The organism is Streptomyces sp. NPDC047981 (genome assembly GCF_040653315.1).
GTDB lineage: Bacteria > Actinomycetota > Actinomycetes > Streptomycetales > Streptomycetaceae > Streptomyces.
In genome coordinates this window covers 122,592-137,393 of sequence record NZ_JBEZNQ010000007.1, presented here as the reverse complement: position 1 = coordinate 137,393, position 14,802 = coordinate 122,592, and the positions used below count along the sequence as shown (strand labels likewise).

The following is a 14,802-nucleotide window of genomic DNA, read 5'->3' as shown; positions in this document are numbered from 1 at the left end:
GGAAGCACCTGAGGAGATGCATCGTGATGCGTGCCGTGATCGTGTACGAGAGCCTGTTCGGGAACACGCACGAGATCGCCGACGCGATCGGAGAGGGCGTGAAGCAATCGCACCCGGACGCGGAGGTCGAGTGCGTGGCGGTGGTCGACGCGCTGCCGGAGCGTATCGGCTCCACCGACCTGCTGGTCGTCGGCGGACCGACCCACATGCGGGGCATGACCACGGGGATGAGCCGGAAGATGGGGCTGAAGGCCGAGCAGCAAGGGGCCGAGAAAGAGGAACGTCCCTTCACCCCTGAAGAGGGCGCCGAAGGTCCTGGCGTCCGCGACTGGTTCCACGACACGCTCCCGAAGGCCCACACCGGCACCCATGCCGCCGCGGCCTTCGACACCCGAGCGGACATGCGCCTGGCCGGCGCCGCGGCCGGCGGTATCGCACGCCGGCTGCGCAACCATGGTTACGAGCTTGTCGCGGAGCCGGAGGGATTCATCATCGAGGACACCGAAGGCCCGCTCCGCGCCGGCGAACGAGACCGCGCGAAGGCATGGGGCGCGGCTCTCCAGGTGGCTTGACCGATCCACGTGGCCACCCCCTCCGGCGGAGGGGGTGGCCACGATGCGTGGCTCGCTCTCGGACCGGTCGCTGGTGCCGCTGGTCGCCCGGGCCGTGCGGGCGGTGGAGTGGGTCGTCGACGTCCGGATGGATCTCGGTGCGACCTGAGACGCTCCGGTGACGGACAATCCAAAGAGGGGGTGCCCAGCCGATCGGCCACAAGGATCGCCATGACGGATCTGTCGGCAGTCACCGCACTCACTCGCGTGTTCCTCGTCGACGATCACGAGGTCGTCCGCCGGGGCCTTCGCGACCTCCTCGACGACGAGCCCGACCTGGAAGTGGTCGGCGAGGCGGCGACGGCGGAGCAGGCGCTGGCCAGGGGTCCCGCGCTGCGGCCGGACGTGGCGGTTCTCGACGTACGGCTGCCGGACGGCGACGGCATCTCCGTGTGCAGGGAGCTGCGGTCCCGGATGCCCGAGCTGGCCTGTCTGATGCTGACGTCCTTCGATGACGAGGACGCTCTCCTCGACGCGATCATGGCCGGCGCGGCCGGGTACGTCCTCAAGCAGATCAAGGGGTCGGACCTCGTCGCGGCCGTGCGGACCGTGGCCACCGGGCAGTCGATGCTGGACCCGGCCACCACAGCGCGGCTGATGCACTCGCTGCGAGACCCCGAGGCGGCGAAGCCGCCGGAGGACGAACGGCTCGCGGTGCTGTCCGAGCGGGAGCGGTCCGTGCTCGACCTCATCGGCGAAGGGCTCACCAACCGGCAGATCGCCAAGCGGCTCTACCTGTCGGAGAAGACCGTCAAGAACCACATCTCACGGTTGCTCGGCAAGCTCGGTGTGGAACGCCGCGTGCAGGCCGCCGTCATCGCCGCGCAGTCGCACGAACACGACTCCGAGGGGACGTAGCGTCCGGTGTCCGGCCCTCACTCCCGGCCCTCCCGCACCGGAATTCGCCACTCCAGTACCGTCCCGCCGCGCGGCTCCGCTCTCGCCTGAACCGACAGGGTCCCGCCCAGCCGCTCCGCCCGTTCGGAGAGGTTGCGCAGTCCGCTGCGGGGGCCGCCCCGCGCGATGCCCGTACCGTCGTCGCTCACCGTCACCGCCAGCACGCCGTCCTCGGCGACGACCGACACCTCCGCCCCGCGCGCGTGCGCGTGCCGAGCCACGTTGGTGAGCGCCTCGCCGATGACCGCGATCACCTCCTCCGCCGCCTCATGGGGCACGTCCGTGTCGAGGAGACCCTCCATGCGCAGCGCCGGAGCGAAGCCGAGCGTGGTCGCGGCCTCGTCGACCGCCTTGACCACACGGCTTCTGAGCCTCGGCGCCTCGGCGGTCTCGTGTTCCCGCAGACCGAAGATGGTCGACCGGATGATCTTGATCGTGGCGTCCAGGTCGTCGATCGCCCGCGTCAGCCGGTCCACGGCCTCCGGGTGCTCGACGAACCGACGGGCGCTCTGCAGCGTCATGCCGGTGGCGAACAGCCGCTGGATCGCGAGGTCGTGCAGGTCACGGGCGATCCGGTCGCGGTCCTCCAGGAGGACCACCTGCTCGGCGTCACGGCGTCGGTCGGCCAGTTCGAGCGCCAGGGCGGCCTGCCCCGCGAACCCGGGGAGAGCAAGGATCTCGGCGCCCGCGAACGGAGGCCGCCCGTGCCTCCGGGCCAGGATCAGTACCCCGCTGAGCCGCTCCTTGGTACCGACCGTCACGGCCACCGCCGGGCCGAAACCCTGCCACCGTTCGGGCTGCACCCTGATGCGCGGCTCGTTCTCGACGTCGGCGACGGTGAGCAGGCCGTCCTGCGCGAGGGCGGCCTCGGCCAGCGTTCCCTCGCTGCTCGGCAGGACGACTCCCCGGTGCGCTTCGGCCTTCTCGCCGCAGGCGAGTGAGCCTCGCAGCTCGCCACCGGGGCCCACGAGATAGAAGACCCCCATGTCGGCGGCCGCGATGTCCACGGCCTGCTCCAGCATCCCGTCGAGCACCTCGGTCTCCTCCGCGCCCGACAGGAGTGCGCTGGTCAGGTCGGAGCTCGCGGTGAGCCACCGCTGCCGGAGGCGGCCCTCCTCGTACAGGCGGGCGTTCTCGATGGCGATGCCGGCCGCGACGGACAGGGTGGTCACGACCGCCTCGTCCTCGGCGTCGAACTCGGCCCCACCCCGCTTCTCGGTGAGGTAGAGGTTGCCGAAGACCTCGTCGCGGACCCGGATGGGCACGCCCAGGAAGGTCCGCATCGGCGGGTGGTGCGGCGGGAACCCGTACGAGGCCGGATGCTCGGACAGCTCCGCGAGCCGCAGCGGCTTGGGGTTGCGGATCAGCTCACCGAGGAGACCGTGACCGGAGGGCAGGTCGCCGATCCGCGCCCGCAGATCGTCCCCGACACCGACCGGGAGGAACTCGGAGAGCTTCTTGTCGTCCCCGATGACGCCCAGAGCGCCGTACTCGGCGTCCACGAGGGTGACGGCCGCCTCCACGATGCCCCTGAGCACCTGAGGCAGGTCGAGTTCCCTGCCTACGGACATCACGGCTTCCAGCAGCCCGGTGAGCCGGTCCCTGGTGCCTCGTACCTCGTCGATGCGTGCCTGGACCTCGTCGAGCAGCTCGTCGAGTCGCAGCCGCGGAACCTTTCGGTTCGCGGGCCCCGGCCCCTCCGACACCATCGTCACCTCCGGCCGCGCCGCGCGGCGGTCCACGCCTGAAGCACATGTTCACGGTAGTTCCGGTGCTTGGGCCGCTCCAGCCGAACGCGTCCGTGTCAGTACGTGGTCCCATGCCCAGGACCTCGCCGGGGGATGAGCTCCACGGGACAGTGGGCGTGCTGCAGCAGGCCGAGCGTGGTGCGTCCGATGGTGGGTCCGAGGTATCCGGGCGACCGTCTCCCTCCGACGACCACGAGGTCGGCGTGGTGTGACGCGTCGACGAGGGCTCCGGGCACGCTGTGACTCGTCCGGCCATCGGCCCACACCGTCAGTTCCGGGAATTCCTTCCGGACCCGGTCGGTCACCTCGGGCGGCACGGCGACCCGCTCGCCGGCGTTCTTCTCGCCGCCGTCGCGCAACAGAGCGTGTGCGCCGGCGGACAGTCCCGCGTTCCGGACGTGCAGGAGCCGCAGCGGCACCTTGCGCAGCACGGCCTCACGGGCCGCCGCGAGGGCGCAGCCCGCATCGGCAGCGTCCCGGACCGCGGCCAGGACAACGCCTGCCTCGGCGGGCTCGGCGGGCTCGGTGGCCCCGCGGACCACGACGACAGGCGTGGTGGCGGCGGCCGCGACGCCGAGCCCGACCGAGCCGAGCAACAGCGCGGAGAACCCTCCGAGGCCCCGGTGCCCCACGACGATCGTTCCGGTGAGGGCGGCGGCCCGTCGCAGACTGTCAGGGGCAGCGCCGTGGTCGAGTTCGGTGAGGACCGTGAGCTCAGGGTGACGCGTCGCGATCTCCCCGGCGGTCCTGTCGAGCAGTTCGAGCCCCGCACGCCGACTCTCGGCAATCTCCGCCTGGGACAGGAACGGGGCTGGTGCGTCCGTGTCGGCCGCGTGGACGACGCGGAGAGGGCTCCCCCGCAAAGCCGCCTCCTCCGCCGCCCACATCACCGCCGTACGCGCGGAGGGTGATCCGTCGACGCCGACGACGACGCTGCCGATGCCGGGACGGGACGTGAAGGTCGCCATGCCTCCTCCTCGGACGATCCGAAGGGCTCCTTCCACTCTCCCCTCCGGACGCGGCCGGGCCGAGGGCCGCTGGGGCCAACGTCGGGACCGAAGGGCCCCATCACCTGCTGGGGGACGAGCACGTGGTCGCGCCGAGACCGTTCGGTCCTGATGGTGGACCGTTCGGCCCTCCCCGGCACGCGCCCGGCGGGGCAGGGTGAGGAGGCAGGACAGCACCACCGAACCCCTGAACAGGAGGCATGGCGATGAAGCACATGAAGGTCGGCGGACTGATGACCGACGACGTCGTTTCCGCCGTCCCTGCGATGTCGTTCAGGGACGCGGCGAAGATGCTCGCCGAACACGACATCAGCGGACTGCCCGTCGTGGACGAGGACGAGCATGTCCTCGGAGTCGTGTCGGAGAGCGATCTCCTGGCCCGCAACGAGCTGACGGTGAGGGACATCATGACGCGGCCGGCCATCACGGTGCACGCCGAGGAGACGGTGGCGGACGCGGCGCGGCTGATGGTGCGGCGGGGCGTCGAGCGCCTTCCCGTCGTCGACGAGGAGGAACGGCTGGTGGGCATCGTGACCCGCCGCGATCTGCTCTACGTCTATCTCCGACCCGACGCCGAGATTCGACGCCGTATCCACGAGGACGTCCTCTCGGAGGCCATGGACCTGTCGGCCGACGCCGTGGACGTCCACGTCCTCGACGGCGTGGCGACGCTCGCCGGCCGTGTCCGGCGACGCAGCCAGGCCCGGATGCTCGTCGAACTCACCGAACGGGTGGACGGTGTCGTCGCCGTCGTGGACCGGCTGTCCTCCCAGGAGGACGACACACGGCTCTCGTCCTCCGTCCGGAATCCGCACGACAGCCTCTGGTGACGAGCTTCCGGTGACGCACGGCGGACAGTGACGCTTCGAGAAGCCCCCGGTTCGCCCTGCTCAGAGCCGGAACCACCGCTCCCGCCCGGGGGCGACGGTGTACTTCCGGTCTCCGGGGAGCACGACGGCCAGCGAGCCCTCGGGCGAGGCGGGAACCCTCAGGGCGAGCCGCCCGGGGAGTACCCGCAGCCGGACCCCTCGATGACGGCCGCAGCACAGCGTGAACGTGAACCGCGGGATCTCCGCCAGCGCCACCGGAGCCACGCGCAGACCGCCCGGCCCGGTCTCCAGGCCGGTGATCCCGCGCTCGACCAGGTCGATCGTGCCCGCCATCGCTCCGAGATGGATGCCTTCCCCGGTCGTACCGCCCTGGATGTCGGCCACGTCGGCGAGCAGCGCCTCCTCGCAGTACCGCCAGGCGTCCGCGCCCTTCTGCCGGGCCAGCACCCAGCCATGGACGAGGCTGCTGAGCGTCGACCCGTGGCTGGTGCGCCGGAGGTAGTACGAGACGGTCGCCCGCCACACCTCGTCGTCCAGCGCGTAGCCGAGCCGGCCGAACAGGTCGGCCAGCTCCTCGGGCCGGAAGAGGTAGCCGAGCATGAGGGTGTCGGCCTGTTTCGACGCCTGGTAGCGGTTGACCGTGTCGCCCTCGGCCTCCAGGATCCGGTCGAGTCTGCGGATGTCGCCGTACCGGTCGCGGTAGCGGTCCCAGTCCAGCTCCGCCAGTTCGCCGTACCCCTGGAACTGGCTGATCACGCCTCGGTGGAACGGCACGTACAGGCGGCGGGAGACGTCCTGCCAGCGCGCGAGTTCACCCTCGTCGAGCGACAGTCGCTCCGTGAGCTCCGAGCGGCGGGCCTCGGGCAGTTCGCCGAGGAGGTCGAGGCCGCGGGCGAGTACCCAGGCGGCGGTCGCGTTGGTGTAGGCGTTGTCGTCGATCCCCGGGTTCACGGCGTCGGGATAGGCGTCGTGGTACTCGTCGGGTCCCACGACCCCGCGCATGCGGTGACGGCCGAGGGCCGGGTCGAACACGGCGGCCGCGGACCAGTAGCGGGCGACCTCCAGGAGGATCTCCGCACCGGCGGAGTGCAGGAACCCCCGGTCGCCGGTGGCCTGCGCGTACCGCCACACGTTGTACGCGATGGCGGAGTTCACATGGTGCTGAAGCCTGGAGTGGTCGGGAAGCCAGCGTCCCGATCGCGGGTTGAGGTGCAGGGCCTGCGTCTCCTCCCGGCCCGAACTCGCGCTCTGCCAGGGATACATGGCTCCTCGGCGGCCGGCGAGACGAGCGGCCTCGCGCGCGGCCGGCAGTCGACGGTGCCGGTACATGAGCAGCGCCCGGGCCACCTCGGGGAAGTGAAGGTCGAGATAGGGCAGGACGAACAGCTCGTCCCAGAACACGTGTCCCCGGTACGCCTCACCGTGCAGGCCGCGCGCGGGGACGCCCACGTCGAGCTCCGCCGTGTGCGGGGAGAGCGTCTGCAGCAGGTGGAAGACGTGCAGCCGCAGGATGCGGCCCGCCTCCCCCGGCGCGCGCAACTCGCCCTGTTCCCAGATGCGCTGCCAGGCCGCCTTGTGGGCGGAGAGCAGCCGGGGGAAGGCCGGGGCGCGGCCGATCGCGTCGACGGCCGCGGAGTGCGGGTCGGCGGCGGGCCAGTCCATCGAGGTGTGCAATGCCAAGGTCTTCACGACCGTGGCCGAACGTCGGGGGACGACGGGCAGGCGGTACGTCTGCACGGTGCCGGTCCCCGTGGCTTTCTGCCTCGCGGGCCGGACGGGGCTGGTGACCGTGCGCACGGCGGCGGCGATCCCGATGCCCGGATCGGCCGTGCGGCAGGTGAGCCAGGCGACGCCCTCGGACGCGAATCCAGCCCGGTGGTCCGTGAGATGCCGCCCCTGCAAGTGCCGGTAGCGGTCGACTCCGGAGTTGGTCACGGCGCCGTCGAGGATGGACTGCACCTCGATGTCACCGCTCCAGCAGTAGGCGCGGAACAGCGTGCGCTGGGCCGCCAGTCCGGGCTCGCCCATGTGCACGAGGCGGACATGGCTCACGCGCAGGCCGCGCCCCCGGGCGTCCTCGAAGAAGAGGTGCCGGGTGAGCACCCCCGCGCGCAGGTCGAGGCGCACGTCGTAGTGGCGCAGTTCCCCGCTGTCGGGCGTCAGCCAGTCGCCCGCCGGACCGTCGTCCGGCAGACAGCGGTAGCGCAGCAGCGTCCAGTTCGGGAGGTTGACGAGGTCCTCGTTCTCGACCCGTTCCCCCGCGACGAGCGAGGTGAGCCGGTCGTAGCAGCCGGCCAGATAGGTGCCCGGGTAGTGCGCGGACCCGGCGGTGCACTCGGGCGCGGAGCCCCGGGTCGCGAACCGGCCGTTGCCCAGGGTGCAGAGCGCTTCGACCAGCGGCTCGCGTTCCGGGTCGTACCGGTCGTACCTCCACGTCCACTCCGAGGTCATCGGCGCTCACCCCACACACTGCGGACCAGTGTCGTGAGATCGGGGACCACCAGGTCGGCACCCTGCTCGCGCAGCGGGGCGGCGGCACGCCGCAGCGCGGTGCGGTCGACGCCGACGACCAGGCCGAAGCCGCCGCGGCGCGCCGCGTCGACCCCGGCGAGTGCGTCCTCGGCGACCGCGGTCTCCTGCGGGCGGCTGCCGAGGAGAGCGGCCGCGCGCAGGAAGAGCGCGGGGTCCGGCTTGCCGGCGAGGCCGAGGCGGGCGGCGTCCTCGCCGTCCACGATCACGGTGAGGAGTTCCGCGAGTCCTGCCGCACGGATCAGGTCCCGAGCGTGCCGGGAGGCCGACACAGCGGCACAGGGCACCTCCGCCGCGCGCAGGGCCGTGAGAGCGGGCCTGCTGTCGCCGAAGGCCGCGACCCCGTCCTCGCGAAGCCGGTCGACGAACGCCCGCTCCTTGCGGGCGGCGACCGCCCAGATCGTGGCGGAGCCGGGCGGGTCGCCGGGAGTGCCCGGCGGGAGTGCGAGGCCCCGGGCGGCGAGGAAGGCCGCCGCGCCGTCGTAGCGGGGTCTTCCGTCGACGAACCGGCGGTACTCCACGTCGGCGTCGAAGGGCGGCTGCTCCGCGCCGGAGACCGCTGCCAGGCAGGCGTCCAGCGCGGTCTTCCAGGCCGCCGCGTGCAGGCCGGCCGAGTCCAGGAGCACCCCGTCCGTGTCGAGGACGAGGGCTTGGGGCGAGCGGGGTCCGGGACTGCCCCGGCCGTCCTCCGGCGGGCCCCCAGCCGGGCGGGGGCCGTCCCCTGGCTTGCCCCCAGCCGGGCGGGGGTCGGCGCCGCTCACCGGCGTGCCCTAGGCCCCGCCGAGCGCGACCTTGAGGGCGCCTGTCTCCGCGGCACGCCCGAAGACGTCGTACGCCTCCTCCATCTGCCCCAGGTCGAAGCGGTGGGTGATCAGTGACGAGGACGGCAGGCGGCCCGCGGCCATCATGCGGAGCAGCAGAGGCGTGGACGAGGTGTCCACCAGGCCGGTGGTGATGGTGACGTCCTTGATCCACAGGTCTTCGAGGTGGAGCGCCGCCGGCTTGCCGTGGACACCGATGTTGGCGACCCTCCCCCCGGGCCGCACCATCCGCGTGCACATCTCGAACGCCTCGGGGACGCCGACGGCCTCCATGACGACGTCGGCGCCCAGGCCGTCGGTCAGGTCCGCGACCAGTTGTTCCGGTTCCTCCGTGGCGTGGGCCGTGGCGTGCGCGCCGAGGGCGCGGGCGGCGTCCAGCCGGGACTCGGCCAGGTCGACGGCGACGATGTTCCCCGGGCTGTAGAACGCGGCGGTGGCGACTGCGGCGAGCCCCACGGGTCCCACGCCGACCACGACCACGGTGTCGGCGGGGCTCACGGCACCGTTCAGCACACCGACCTCGTAGGCGGTGGGGAAGATGTCGGCGAGCAGGACGGCGTCGTGTCCGTCCGTGGCGTCGGACAGCGCGTGGACGGACAGATCGGCGAAGGGCACCCGGACGTACTCCGCCTGGGTTCCGTCGATGGTGTGACCGAGGACCCAGCCTCCCCCTCCCGTGCACTGGCCGTAGCGGCTCTCGCGGCAGAAGCGGCAGCGGCCGCAGGCCGAGATGCAGGAGATCAGGACGCGGTCACCGGGACGCACGGTACGCACGTCACCGCCGGTCTCGACGACCGTGCCCACCGCCTCGTGACCGAGCACGCGGCCCGGTGTCACCTCCGGCACGTCCCCCTTGAGGATGTGCAGGTCCGTGCCGCAGATGGTGACGACGTCGACCCGCACGATCGCGTCGGCGGGGTCCTCGACGACCGGATCGGGCACGTCCTGCCAGCCCATGTGGCCCGGTTCCTGGAACACGAGTGCCTTCATGGAGTCCACCCACTTCTTCTCACGCGCGGCTGCGGTCCTCGGTATCAGGCTCAACGGGAGTCCCCCCGCGCCGCATGAGCCGGTCGGCCCCCGAAACGGACCCGCTCGGACCCTCCGGATCGGCTGGGCCGGATGCGAGGGTGAAGACGGCTCCGTCGAAGGAGGGTCGGCCATGTCCGATGCAGCCCCGAGCCCCGCACCCGGCACCCCACGCCCGGCCCTGCTCAGCTTCCTGGGCGGCGTGGGTACGGTCACCGGCAGCACGTTCCTGGTCGAGAGCGACCATGCCCGGATCCTCCTCGACTGCGGTCTCTTCCAGGGTTTCGCGGACCTGCGACGCCGCAACTGGGAGCGGTTCGCCCGCGACGCCGCCGACGTCGACGCCGTGGTCGTGACCCACGCCCACCTGGACCACTGCGGCTACCTTCCCCGCCTGGTCCGGCAGGGGTTCCGGGGACCGATCCTCACCAGCGCCCACACCGCCCGGCTCGCCGGGATCGTGCTGCGCGACAGCGCCCGCCTCCAGATGGAGGCCGCCCGGCACGCCGACGAGCACGGCTGGTCCAAGCACCGCCCGGCCAAGCCGCTCTACGACGACTCCGACGTCGAGAAGACGCTGTCGTTCCTCGACCCCGTCCCGATCGGCGAGGACGTCGAGATCATGGCCGGCACCCGGCTCGCCCTCCACCACGGCGGGCACATCCTCGGGTCGGCATGGGCGCACCTCACCCTGGAGGACGGCCACACCCTGGCCGCCTCCGGAGACCTGGGCCGCCCCGGACACCCGCTGCTGCTGCCGCCCGTGCCCTTCTCGGGCGCGGACGCGCTGCTCATGGAGTCGACGTACGGAGACCGCCGCCACGACCAGGAGTCCGCCCGGTCGGAGTTCGCCTCCGTGATCGCGCGGGCCCTCGCTCGCCGGGGCACCGTCGTCATCCCGTCCTTCGCGATCGACCGGACCGAGGTCGTCCTGCACGAACTGGGCCGGTTGCGCGCCATGGGCGTCCTGCCACGCTCTGTGCCCGTGTTCGTGGACAGCCCCATGGCCCTGGCCGCCCTCGACGTCTATCAGGACGCGGTACGCGCGCGCTCCCCCGAGCTCCGGCCGGAGATCCTCGCCGAGGGAGAGGCCGCCCTGAGCCCGGAGCCGTTCCTCGCCGCGCGCACCGTCCAGCAGTCCATCGAGATCAACGAGGTCGAGGGCCCCGCCGTGATCGTCTCCTCGGCCGGTATGGCGACCGGCGGCCGCGTCCTGCACCACCTGCACCGGCTGCTCCCCGATCCGCGCAACGCGGTCGTCATCGTCGGCTTCGCCGCGGCGGGCACCCGGGCACGGGACCTGGTGGACGGGGCGCGGGCGCTCAAGATGTTCGGCGCGTACGTGCCCGTGCGGGCCGAGGTCGCCGACGTACCCCACTTCTCGGCCCACGCCGACGCCGGCCAGATCATCGACTGGCTGCGCGGCGCCCCTCCCCCGCACACCACCTACCTCGTCCACGGCGAACCGGCCGCGTCCGAGGCCCTGCGCGACCGCATCGACCGCGAACTGGGCTGGACGGCCGTGGTGCCCCGGTCCGGCGAGGCCGTCCTGGTCCGCTGACGGCAGGCTCCTCAAGGTCTCCCTCCGCCAGGTCGACGTGCGGGTCGACGCCGGAGTCGTCACCCTGACAGGTGAGGTCCGCGACAGCGCGCGCATCCCCTCGCGGCCCGCCTTGCCCGCGCTGCGTGCGAGCTCACCGTCCAGGGACGTGGGTAGCCAGGTCCTCGCAGGTCGACGGGGCCGTCCTCCCGAAGGCGGCGGCGACGAGCGATCCTGAATGAGGGGCCGCCGGTCGAACACGTGAGACGACCGGCTCACGTACGAAGTCGACGACCTACCGAGGAAGTGACGATCATGGTCACGCCGAGTGCCCCGTACGTTCCCGTGAACGTGACGGCCGAGCTGGACAAGGGGCTGTCCCGCTGGCTGTGGCTGGTGAAATGGATCCTGGTGATCCCCCACTGGATCGTGCTGTTCTTCCTCTGGATCGCCTTCCTCGTCGTGACGGTGATCGCGTTCTTCGCCGTCCTGTTCACCGAGCGCTTCCCACGGGGCCTGTTCGACTTCAACCTCGGCGTGCTCCGCTGGTCGTGGCGTGTGTCGTACTACTCGTACGGCGCCCTCGGCACCGACCGTTACCCGCCCTTCAGCCTGGGCCCCGAGCCCGACTACCCCGCCCGGCTGGACATCGCCTACCCGGAGCGGCTCTCCCGCTCGCAGGTCCTGGTCAAGTGGTGGCTGCTCGCCATCCCCCACTACCTGGTGATCGCCTTCTTCACCGGCGGCATGCGCGCCGCCGGCTGGTGGAGCGGCGGGCTGATCACGCTGCTCACGCTCATCGCGGGCTTCGCCGTGGCCTTCACCGACCGGTATCCACGCGACCTGTTCGCCCTGATCGTCGGCCTGAACCGCTGGGTCCTGCGCGTCGCCGCCTACGCGAGCCTCATGACGGACGCCTACCCACCCTTCCGTCTCGATCAGGGCGGCACGGAGCCGGCCGCGACCGAGCGCACCGTCACCGGCCGCTGAAGGCGACGCGAGGTCGCGCCGGCCTTGCTGCCGTAGGCGACCCATACGCGCTTGGGGTTCACGAGCTGGCTCCTTCGGGCGGGGTGCCTCCTCGCTTCACCGGAATGGTGCGTACGGTGCCGGTCTTCTCCTCGGGTATCGGGACGCGGATGGTGAGGATGCCGTCCTCGTACGACGCCTCGACGTCGTCGGCCGGGATCGTGCCGGGGAGGCGCACCGTCCTGCGGAACGATCCGTAGCGGAACTCCGAGTGCTCTTTGTCCTCCTCACCTTCGCCGTGTTCCGCACTCACCGTGATCAGGTCGTCGTCAACGGTGATGGCGACATCGTCGGGGTCCATCCCGGGCAGTTCAGCCCGCAGCACGTACACACCGCCTCCGCCGGTCACCTCCACGGGAATGGAGTGAGCAGCCGTTGCGGGTCGCCACCCGGGCAGTCCCGGAAACTCTCGGTTGAACAAGTCGTTGAAGTCGGGGAAGAGGCTGTGCCTCCGTTCCACCTTGCCTCCGGCCATGGCGCTCCTCCTCGTTCGCGGGGCCCAGGGCCGTCGCGCTGGACCCGAGTCGGTACGGACGGGCTGCGGACCGGGTTACGGGGCCGGTCCGACTCCGTAACCCCATCGTCCGCCCGCGAGGTCAGGCGTCACAGCGTCCAAGGGGGCTGTCCGACGGGGCCGAACGGGCCGCCCTTGGACCGACCGGCCCATGGCGCCACGGCTCCGGTCCTGGCAGTCCCGGTCACCCACGCTGAGGTACGACGGCGATCGGACACGAGGCGTGGTGCAGGGCGCGGTGGGCGACCCTGCCCAGTTCCAGACCGACGAGCCCGTCCCTGCGCCGTGCCCCGACGACCAGCAGGTCGGCGGCGGCCGAGCGCTCGGTCAGGATCGTGTGCGCGGGGCCCTCGACCGAGCTCCTGCGCAGGCGGACCCGGGGATGTTGGGACGTCGCGGCCTCAAGGGCCTTGTCGAGCAGCTCATCAGCTGAACCCGGCTGGTCGGTCCCGAGCCCGGTCCATCCGGACCTTGGGCGGGCCCCCTCCTCACCTTCAGGAAAGCACCGGCCGAGAGCCCGTGCCAGGGCTGTCGCCGGTCACGGTCCGCACGTGGCGCAGGCTGGGCTCGGCGAGCACCGCGTGGAGTCGCTGGAAGAGCCGGCGTGCCTCGACCGCGTTCCAGTCCTCGGGGAGGAGTTCCTCCGGCAGGCCCGGGTCGAGGTAGGGCAGGCGGCGCCACTGCGTGAGCAGGGGGACGTAGTGGCGGAACGCCTCCTCGGGGTCGATCTCAGCCCCTTCGGTCATCCGCGCCGACACCGGGCCGTAGGTGTCGCTGAACGCGGCGTACTGCGCCTGGATCGCCGGGAAGTCCCACCAGGTGCTGACCGAGGCGCGCAGTTCGCTGAACGCCACGTACCGCGACGCGAAGAGGTGCACGTACGCGCTCAGGCCGAGGCGGTCGAGGGTGGCGCGGGCGTCGTCGAGCAGACGTCCGGGGGCCAGCCACACCCCGGAGGTGATGTTGCCGAAGCCGAGCCAGGTCAGGCGGGTGCGGAGCTGGTAGCGGTGGGCCCGCTCGGACTCCGGTACGGAGAACACCGCCGTCACCCAGCCGTCGGCCAGGTCCGCCGGCTCCAGGCTGCCGAAGATCCGGCGGTCGCCCTCGTCGAACACGGGGTGGACGGCCGGACTCAGGCGGTAGCCGTTCACGCCGCGCCGCTCGGGTTCGAGGATGCCCCGCTTCTTCAGGCGGGAGATCGCCGAGCGCACCGCCGGTGCGTCCACGTCCAGTTCGTTCATGAGGACGATCAGGTCGGCGATGGAGATCCATCCCCCGAGCGGCCGAAGAAAAGCTCCGTAGACCGTGTTGATCAACGAGCTGGGCCTGAGGGGACTGTCCGACATGATCGCCTTCCGTGGTGTGCGGGGGCGATCCTACCGAGCGTCCGGCAAGGCCGGGCCGGTGGGCGCGAGCGCGGGCGACCGGTCACTCCGTGGTCGCCGCACGCCGTGGCAGCGGCGTCTCGGCGTACGCGCCGGAGAGCAGGTGACCCGCTCCGGGCGCGACGGCCGGCAGGTCCAGCGTCCGCAGCATCTGGTGCGCGGTGCACACCGCCGCGGAGACGACGGGCTTGCCGAGCAGCTGCTCGGCCTCGTCGACGGCTCCGAGGGAGGGCATCTGGACGCAGGCGGACAGGACGACGGCGTCCGCGTCGGCGTGCCGGAGGGCGCGGGCGATCCCGGGCAGCCGGGCGGGGTCGTGGGCGGCGACGTCCAGATTGTCGGGGATCTCCAGCGCCGCGTAGTCGAGCACCTCGATGCCCTCGTGGGTCAGGTAGTCGACCACCGTCCGGGTCAGCGGGCGCATGTACGGGGCCACCAGCGCGATCTTCCTGGCGCCGAGGGTGTGCAGGCCGTGCACGAGGGCGCCGGCGCTGGTGACGACCGGGGCGGGGGCGCCGTTCTCGACCGTACGGGCGTGCAGGCGTTCCTCGGACGTGCGGTGGTAGCCGAGGCCCATGCTCATGATGGCGACCAGGCAGGCGTAGCCGAGGACGTCCACATGGGCGTCGGACAGTTCGACGGCGCAGCGGTCCGAGTCGGCGTCCATCGCCTTGAGCTGTTCGGGCGTGACATGGGTCATGCGCATGCGGCTGGAGTGGAAGGTGAAGCGCTCCGGCGCCACGCGCTCGCGGGCGCGCAGGATGGCCGGGATCTCGGTCTCCATCGTGACGTTGGAGCTCGGCACGATCTGGCCGATGCGGTAGGTGCGGGAGGTGTGGTGAGTGGTCATGACTGGTGCTCC

At 71.9% G+C, this 14,802-nt stretch carries 13 protein-coding genes and 1 pseudogene; 5 read left to right on the top strand and 9 right to left on the bottom strand.

Features of this window, described 5'->3' with window-relative positions; all coding sequences use genetic code 11:
* Positions 1-26 precede the first annotated feature (26 nt).
* Both AB0E14_RS06890 and AB0E14_RS06885 read left to right on the top strand, forming a co-directional pair.
* Positions 27-572: a flavodoxin domain-containing protein gene (locus AB0E14_RS06890; RefSeq protein WP_362413247.1), complete on the top strand. Its 546-nt coding sequence runs from the start codon at positions 27-29 to the stop codon at positions 570-572.
* A 210-nt stretch (positions 573-782) separates the two neighbouring features.
* On the top strand, positions 783-1,469 hold the full coding sequence (locus AB0E14_RS06885; RefSeq protein WP_362413245.1) for a response regulator transcription factor: 687 nt from the start codon (positions 783-785) through the stop codon (positions 1,467-1,469).
* A 17-nt stretch (positions 1,470-1,486) separates the two neighbouring features.
* Here AB0E14_RS06885 and AB0E14_RS06880 read toward each other — a convergent pair whose 3' ends face one another.
* Positions 1,487-3,217, bottom strand: coding sequence for a GAF domain-containing protein (locus AB0E14_RS06880; RefSeq protein ID WP_362413295.1), 1,731 nt, complete (start codon positions 3,215-3,217; stop codon positions 1,487-1,489).
* A 95-nt stretch (positions 3,218-3,312) separates the two neighbouring features.
* Positions 3,313-4,224: a universal stress protein gene (locus AB0E14_RS06875; protein WP_362413242.1), complete on the bottom strand. Its 912-nt coding sequence runs from the start codon at positions 4,222-4,224 to the stop codon at positions 3,313-3,315.
* A gap of 239 nt (positions 4,225-4,463) precedes the next feature.
* Here AB0E14_RS06875 and AB0E14_RS06870 point away from each other — a divergent pair, with 239 nt between their 5' ends.
* Positions 4,464-5,093: a CBS domain-containing protein gene (locus AB0E14_RS06870; protein ID WP_362413239.1), complete on the top strand. Its 630-nt coding sequence runs from the start codon at positions 4,464-4,466 to the stop codon at positions 5,091-5,093.
* A gap of 60 nt (positions 5,094-5,153) precedes the next feature.
* On the opposite strand, the gene AB0E14_RS06865 is transcribed toward AB0E14_RS06870, so the two are convergent.
* From AB0E14_RS06865 to AB0E14_RS06855, 3 genes are read right to left on the bottom strand one after another with little or no spacing between them, the layout of a single operon-like run.
* On the bottom strand, positions 5,154-7,544 hold the full coding sequence (locus AB0E14_RS06865; RefSeq protein WP_362413236.1) for a glycoside hydrolase family 65 protein: 2,391 nt from the start codon (positions 7,542-7,544) through the stop codon (positions 5,154-5,156).
* Positions 7,541-8,383: an HAD-IA family hydrolase gene (locus AB0E14_RS06860; RefSeq protein WP_362413233.1), complete on the bottom strand. Its 843-nt coding sequence runs from the start codon at positions 8,381-8,383 to the stop codon at positions 7,541-7,543. The genes AB0E14_RS06865 and AB0E14_RS06860 overlap by 4 nt, the downstream gene beginning before the upstream one ends.
* 9 nt (positions 8,384-8,392) lie before the next feature.
* On the bottom strand, positions 8,393-9,433 hold the full coding sequence (locus tag AB0E14_RS06855; RefSeq protein WP_362413230.1) for an alcohol dehydrogenase catalytic domain-containing protein: 1,041 nt from the start codon (positions 9,431-9,433) through the stop codon (positions 8,393-8,395).
* Between the two features lie 172 nt (positions 9,434-9,605).
* Between AB0E14_RS06855 and AB0E14_RS06850 the strand changes: the two genes are divergently transcribed.
* Together AB0E14_RS06850 and AB0E14_RS06845 are read left to right on the top strand one after the other, a co-directional pair.
* Positions 9,606-11,033, top strand: a complete 1,428-nt coding sequence (locus tag AB0E14_RS06850) for an MBL fold metallo-hydrolase (RefSeq protein ID WP_362413227.1) — start codon at positions 9,606-9,608, stop codon at positions 11,031-11,033.
* A 294-nt stretch (positions 11,034-11,327) separates the two neighbouring features.
* Positions 11,328-12,002 (top strand): DUF4389 domain-containing protein, encoded by a 675-nt coding sequence (locus tag AB0E14_RS06845; protein WP_362413224.1) that lies wholly within the window; start codon positions 11,328-11,330, stop codon positions 12,000-12,002.
* A gap of 58 nt (positions 12,003-12,060) precedes the next feature.
* Here AB0E14_RS06845 and AB0E14_RS06840 read toward each other — a convergent pair whose 3' ends face one another.
* The 4 genes and pseudogenes from AB0E14_RS06840 to AB0E14_RS06825 all read right to left on the bottom strand — a co-directional run bounded on the left by AB0E14_RS06840 (position 12,061) and on the right by AB0E14_RS06825 (position 14,790).
* Positions 12,061-12,516, bottom strand: a complete 456-nt coding sequence (locus AB0E14_RS06840) for an Hsp20/alpha crystallin family protein (RefSeq protein WP_362413221.1) — start codon at positions 12,514-12,516, stop codon at positions 12,061-12,063.
* Positions 12,517-12,739: 223 nt separating this feature from the next.
* Positions 12,740-12,985 (bottom strand): annotated as a pseudogene (locus AB0E14_RS06835) (universal stress protein); the annotation flags it as partial.
* Between the two features lie 64 nt (positions 12,986-13,049).
* Positions 13,050-13,901: a PaaX family transcriptional regulator C-terminal domain-containing protein gene (locus AB0E14_RS06830; protein WP_362413218.1), complete on the bottom strand. Its 852-nt coding sequence runs from the start codon at positions 13,899-13,901 to the stop codon at positions 13,050-13,052.
* 82 nt (positions 13,902-13,983) lie between these two features.
* Positions 13,984-14,790 carry an Asp/Glu racemase gene (locus AB0E14_RS06825; protein WP_362413215.1) on the bottom strand — a complete coding sequence of 269 codons (807 nt, stop codon included), beginning with the start codon at positions 14,788-14,790 and terminating at the stop codon, positions 13,984-13,986.
* Between the last annotated feature and the right edge of the window lie 12 nt (positions 14,791-14,802).

Coding starts and splice junctions, on each gene's coding strand:
- AB0E14_RS06890 (WP_362413247.1), top strand. CDS start 27: ATGCGTGCCGTGATCGTGTACGAGAGCCTGTTCGGGAACACGCACGAG.
- AB0E14_RS06885 (WP_362413245.1), top strand. CDS start 783: ATGACGGATCTGTCGGCAGTCACCGCACTCACTCGCGTGTTCCTCGTC.
- AB0E14_RS06880 (WP_362413295.1), bottom strand. CDS start 3,217: ATGGTGTCGGAGGGGCCGGGGCCCGCGAACCGAAAGGTTCCGCGGCTG.
- AB0E14_RS06875 (WP_362413242.1), bottom strand. CDS start 4,224: ATGGCGACCTTCACGTCCCGTCCCGGCATCGGCAGCGTCGTCGTCGGC.
- AB0E14_RS06870 (WP_362413239.1), top strand. CDS start 4,464: ATGGCGATGAAGCACATGAAGGTCGGCGGACTGATGACCGACGACGTC.
- AB0E14_RS06865 (WP_362413236.1), bottom strand. CDS start 7,544: ATGACCTCGGAGTGGACGTGGAGGTACGACCGGTACGACCCGGAACGC.
- AB0E14_RS06855 (WP_362413230.1), bottom strand. CDS start 9,433: ATGAAGGCACTCGTGTTCCAGGAACCGGGCCACATGGGCTGGCAGGAC.
- AB0E14_RS06850 (WP_362413227.1), top strand. CDS start 9,606: ATGTCCGATGCAGCCCCGAGCCCCGCACCCGGCACCCCACGCCCGGCC.
- AB0E14_RS06845 (WP_362413224.1), top strand. CDS start 11,328: ATGGTCACGCCGAGTGCCCCGTACGTTCCCGTGAACGTGACGGCCGAG.
- AB0E14_RS06840 (WP_362413221.1), bottom strand. CDS start 12,516: ATGGCCGGAGGCAAGGTGGAACGGAGGCACAGCCTCTTCCCCGACTTC.
- AB0E14_RS06830 (WP_362413218.1), bottom strand. CDS start 13,901: ATGTCGGACAGTCCCCTCAGGCCCAGCTCGTTGATCAACACGGTCTAC.
- AB0E14_RS06825 (WP_362413215.1), bottom strand. CDS start 14,790: ATGACCACTCACCACACCTCCCGCACCTACCGCATCGGCCAGATCGTG.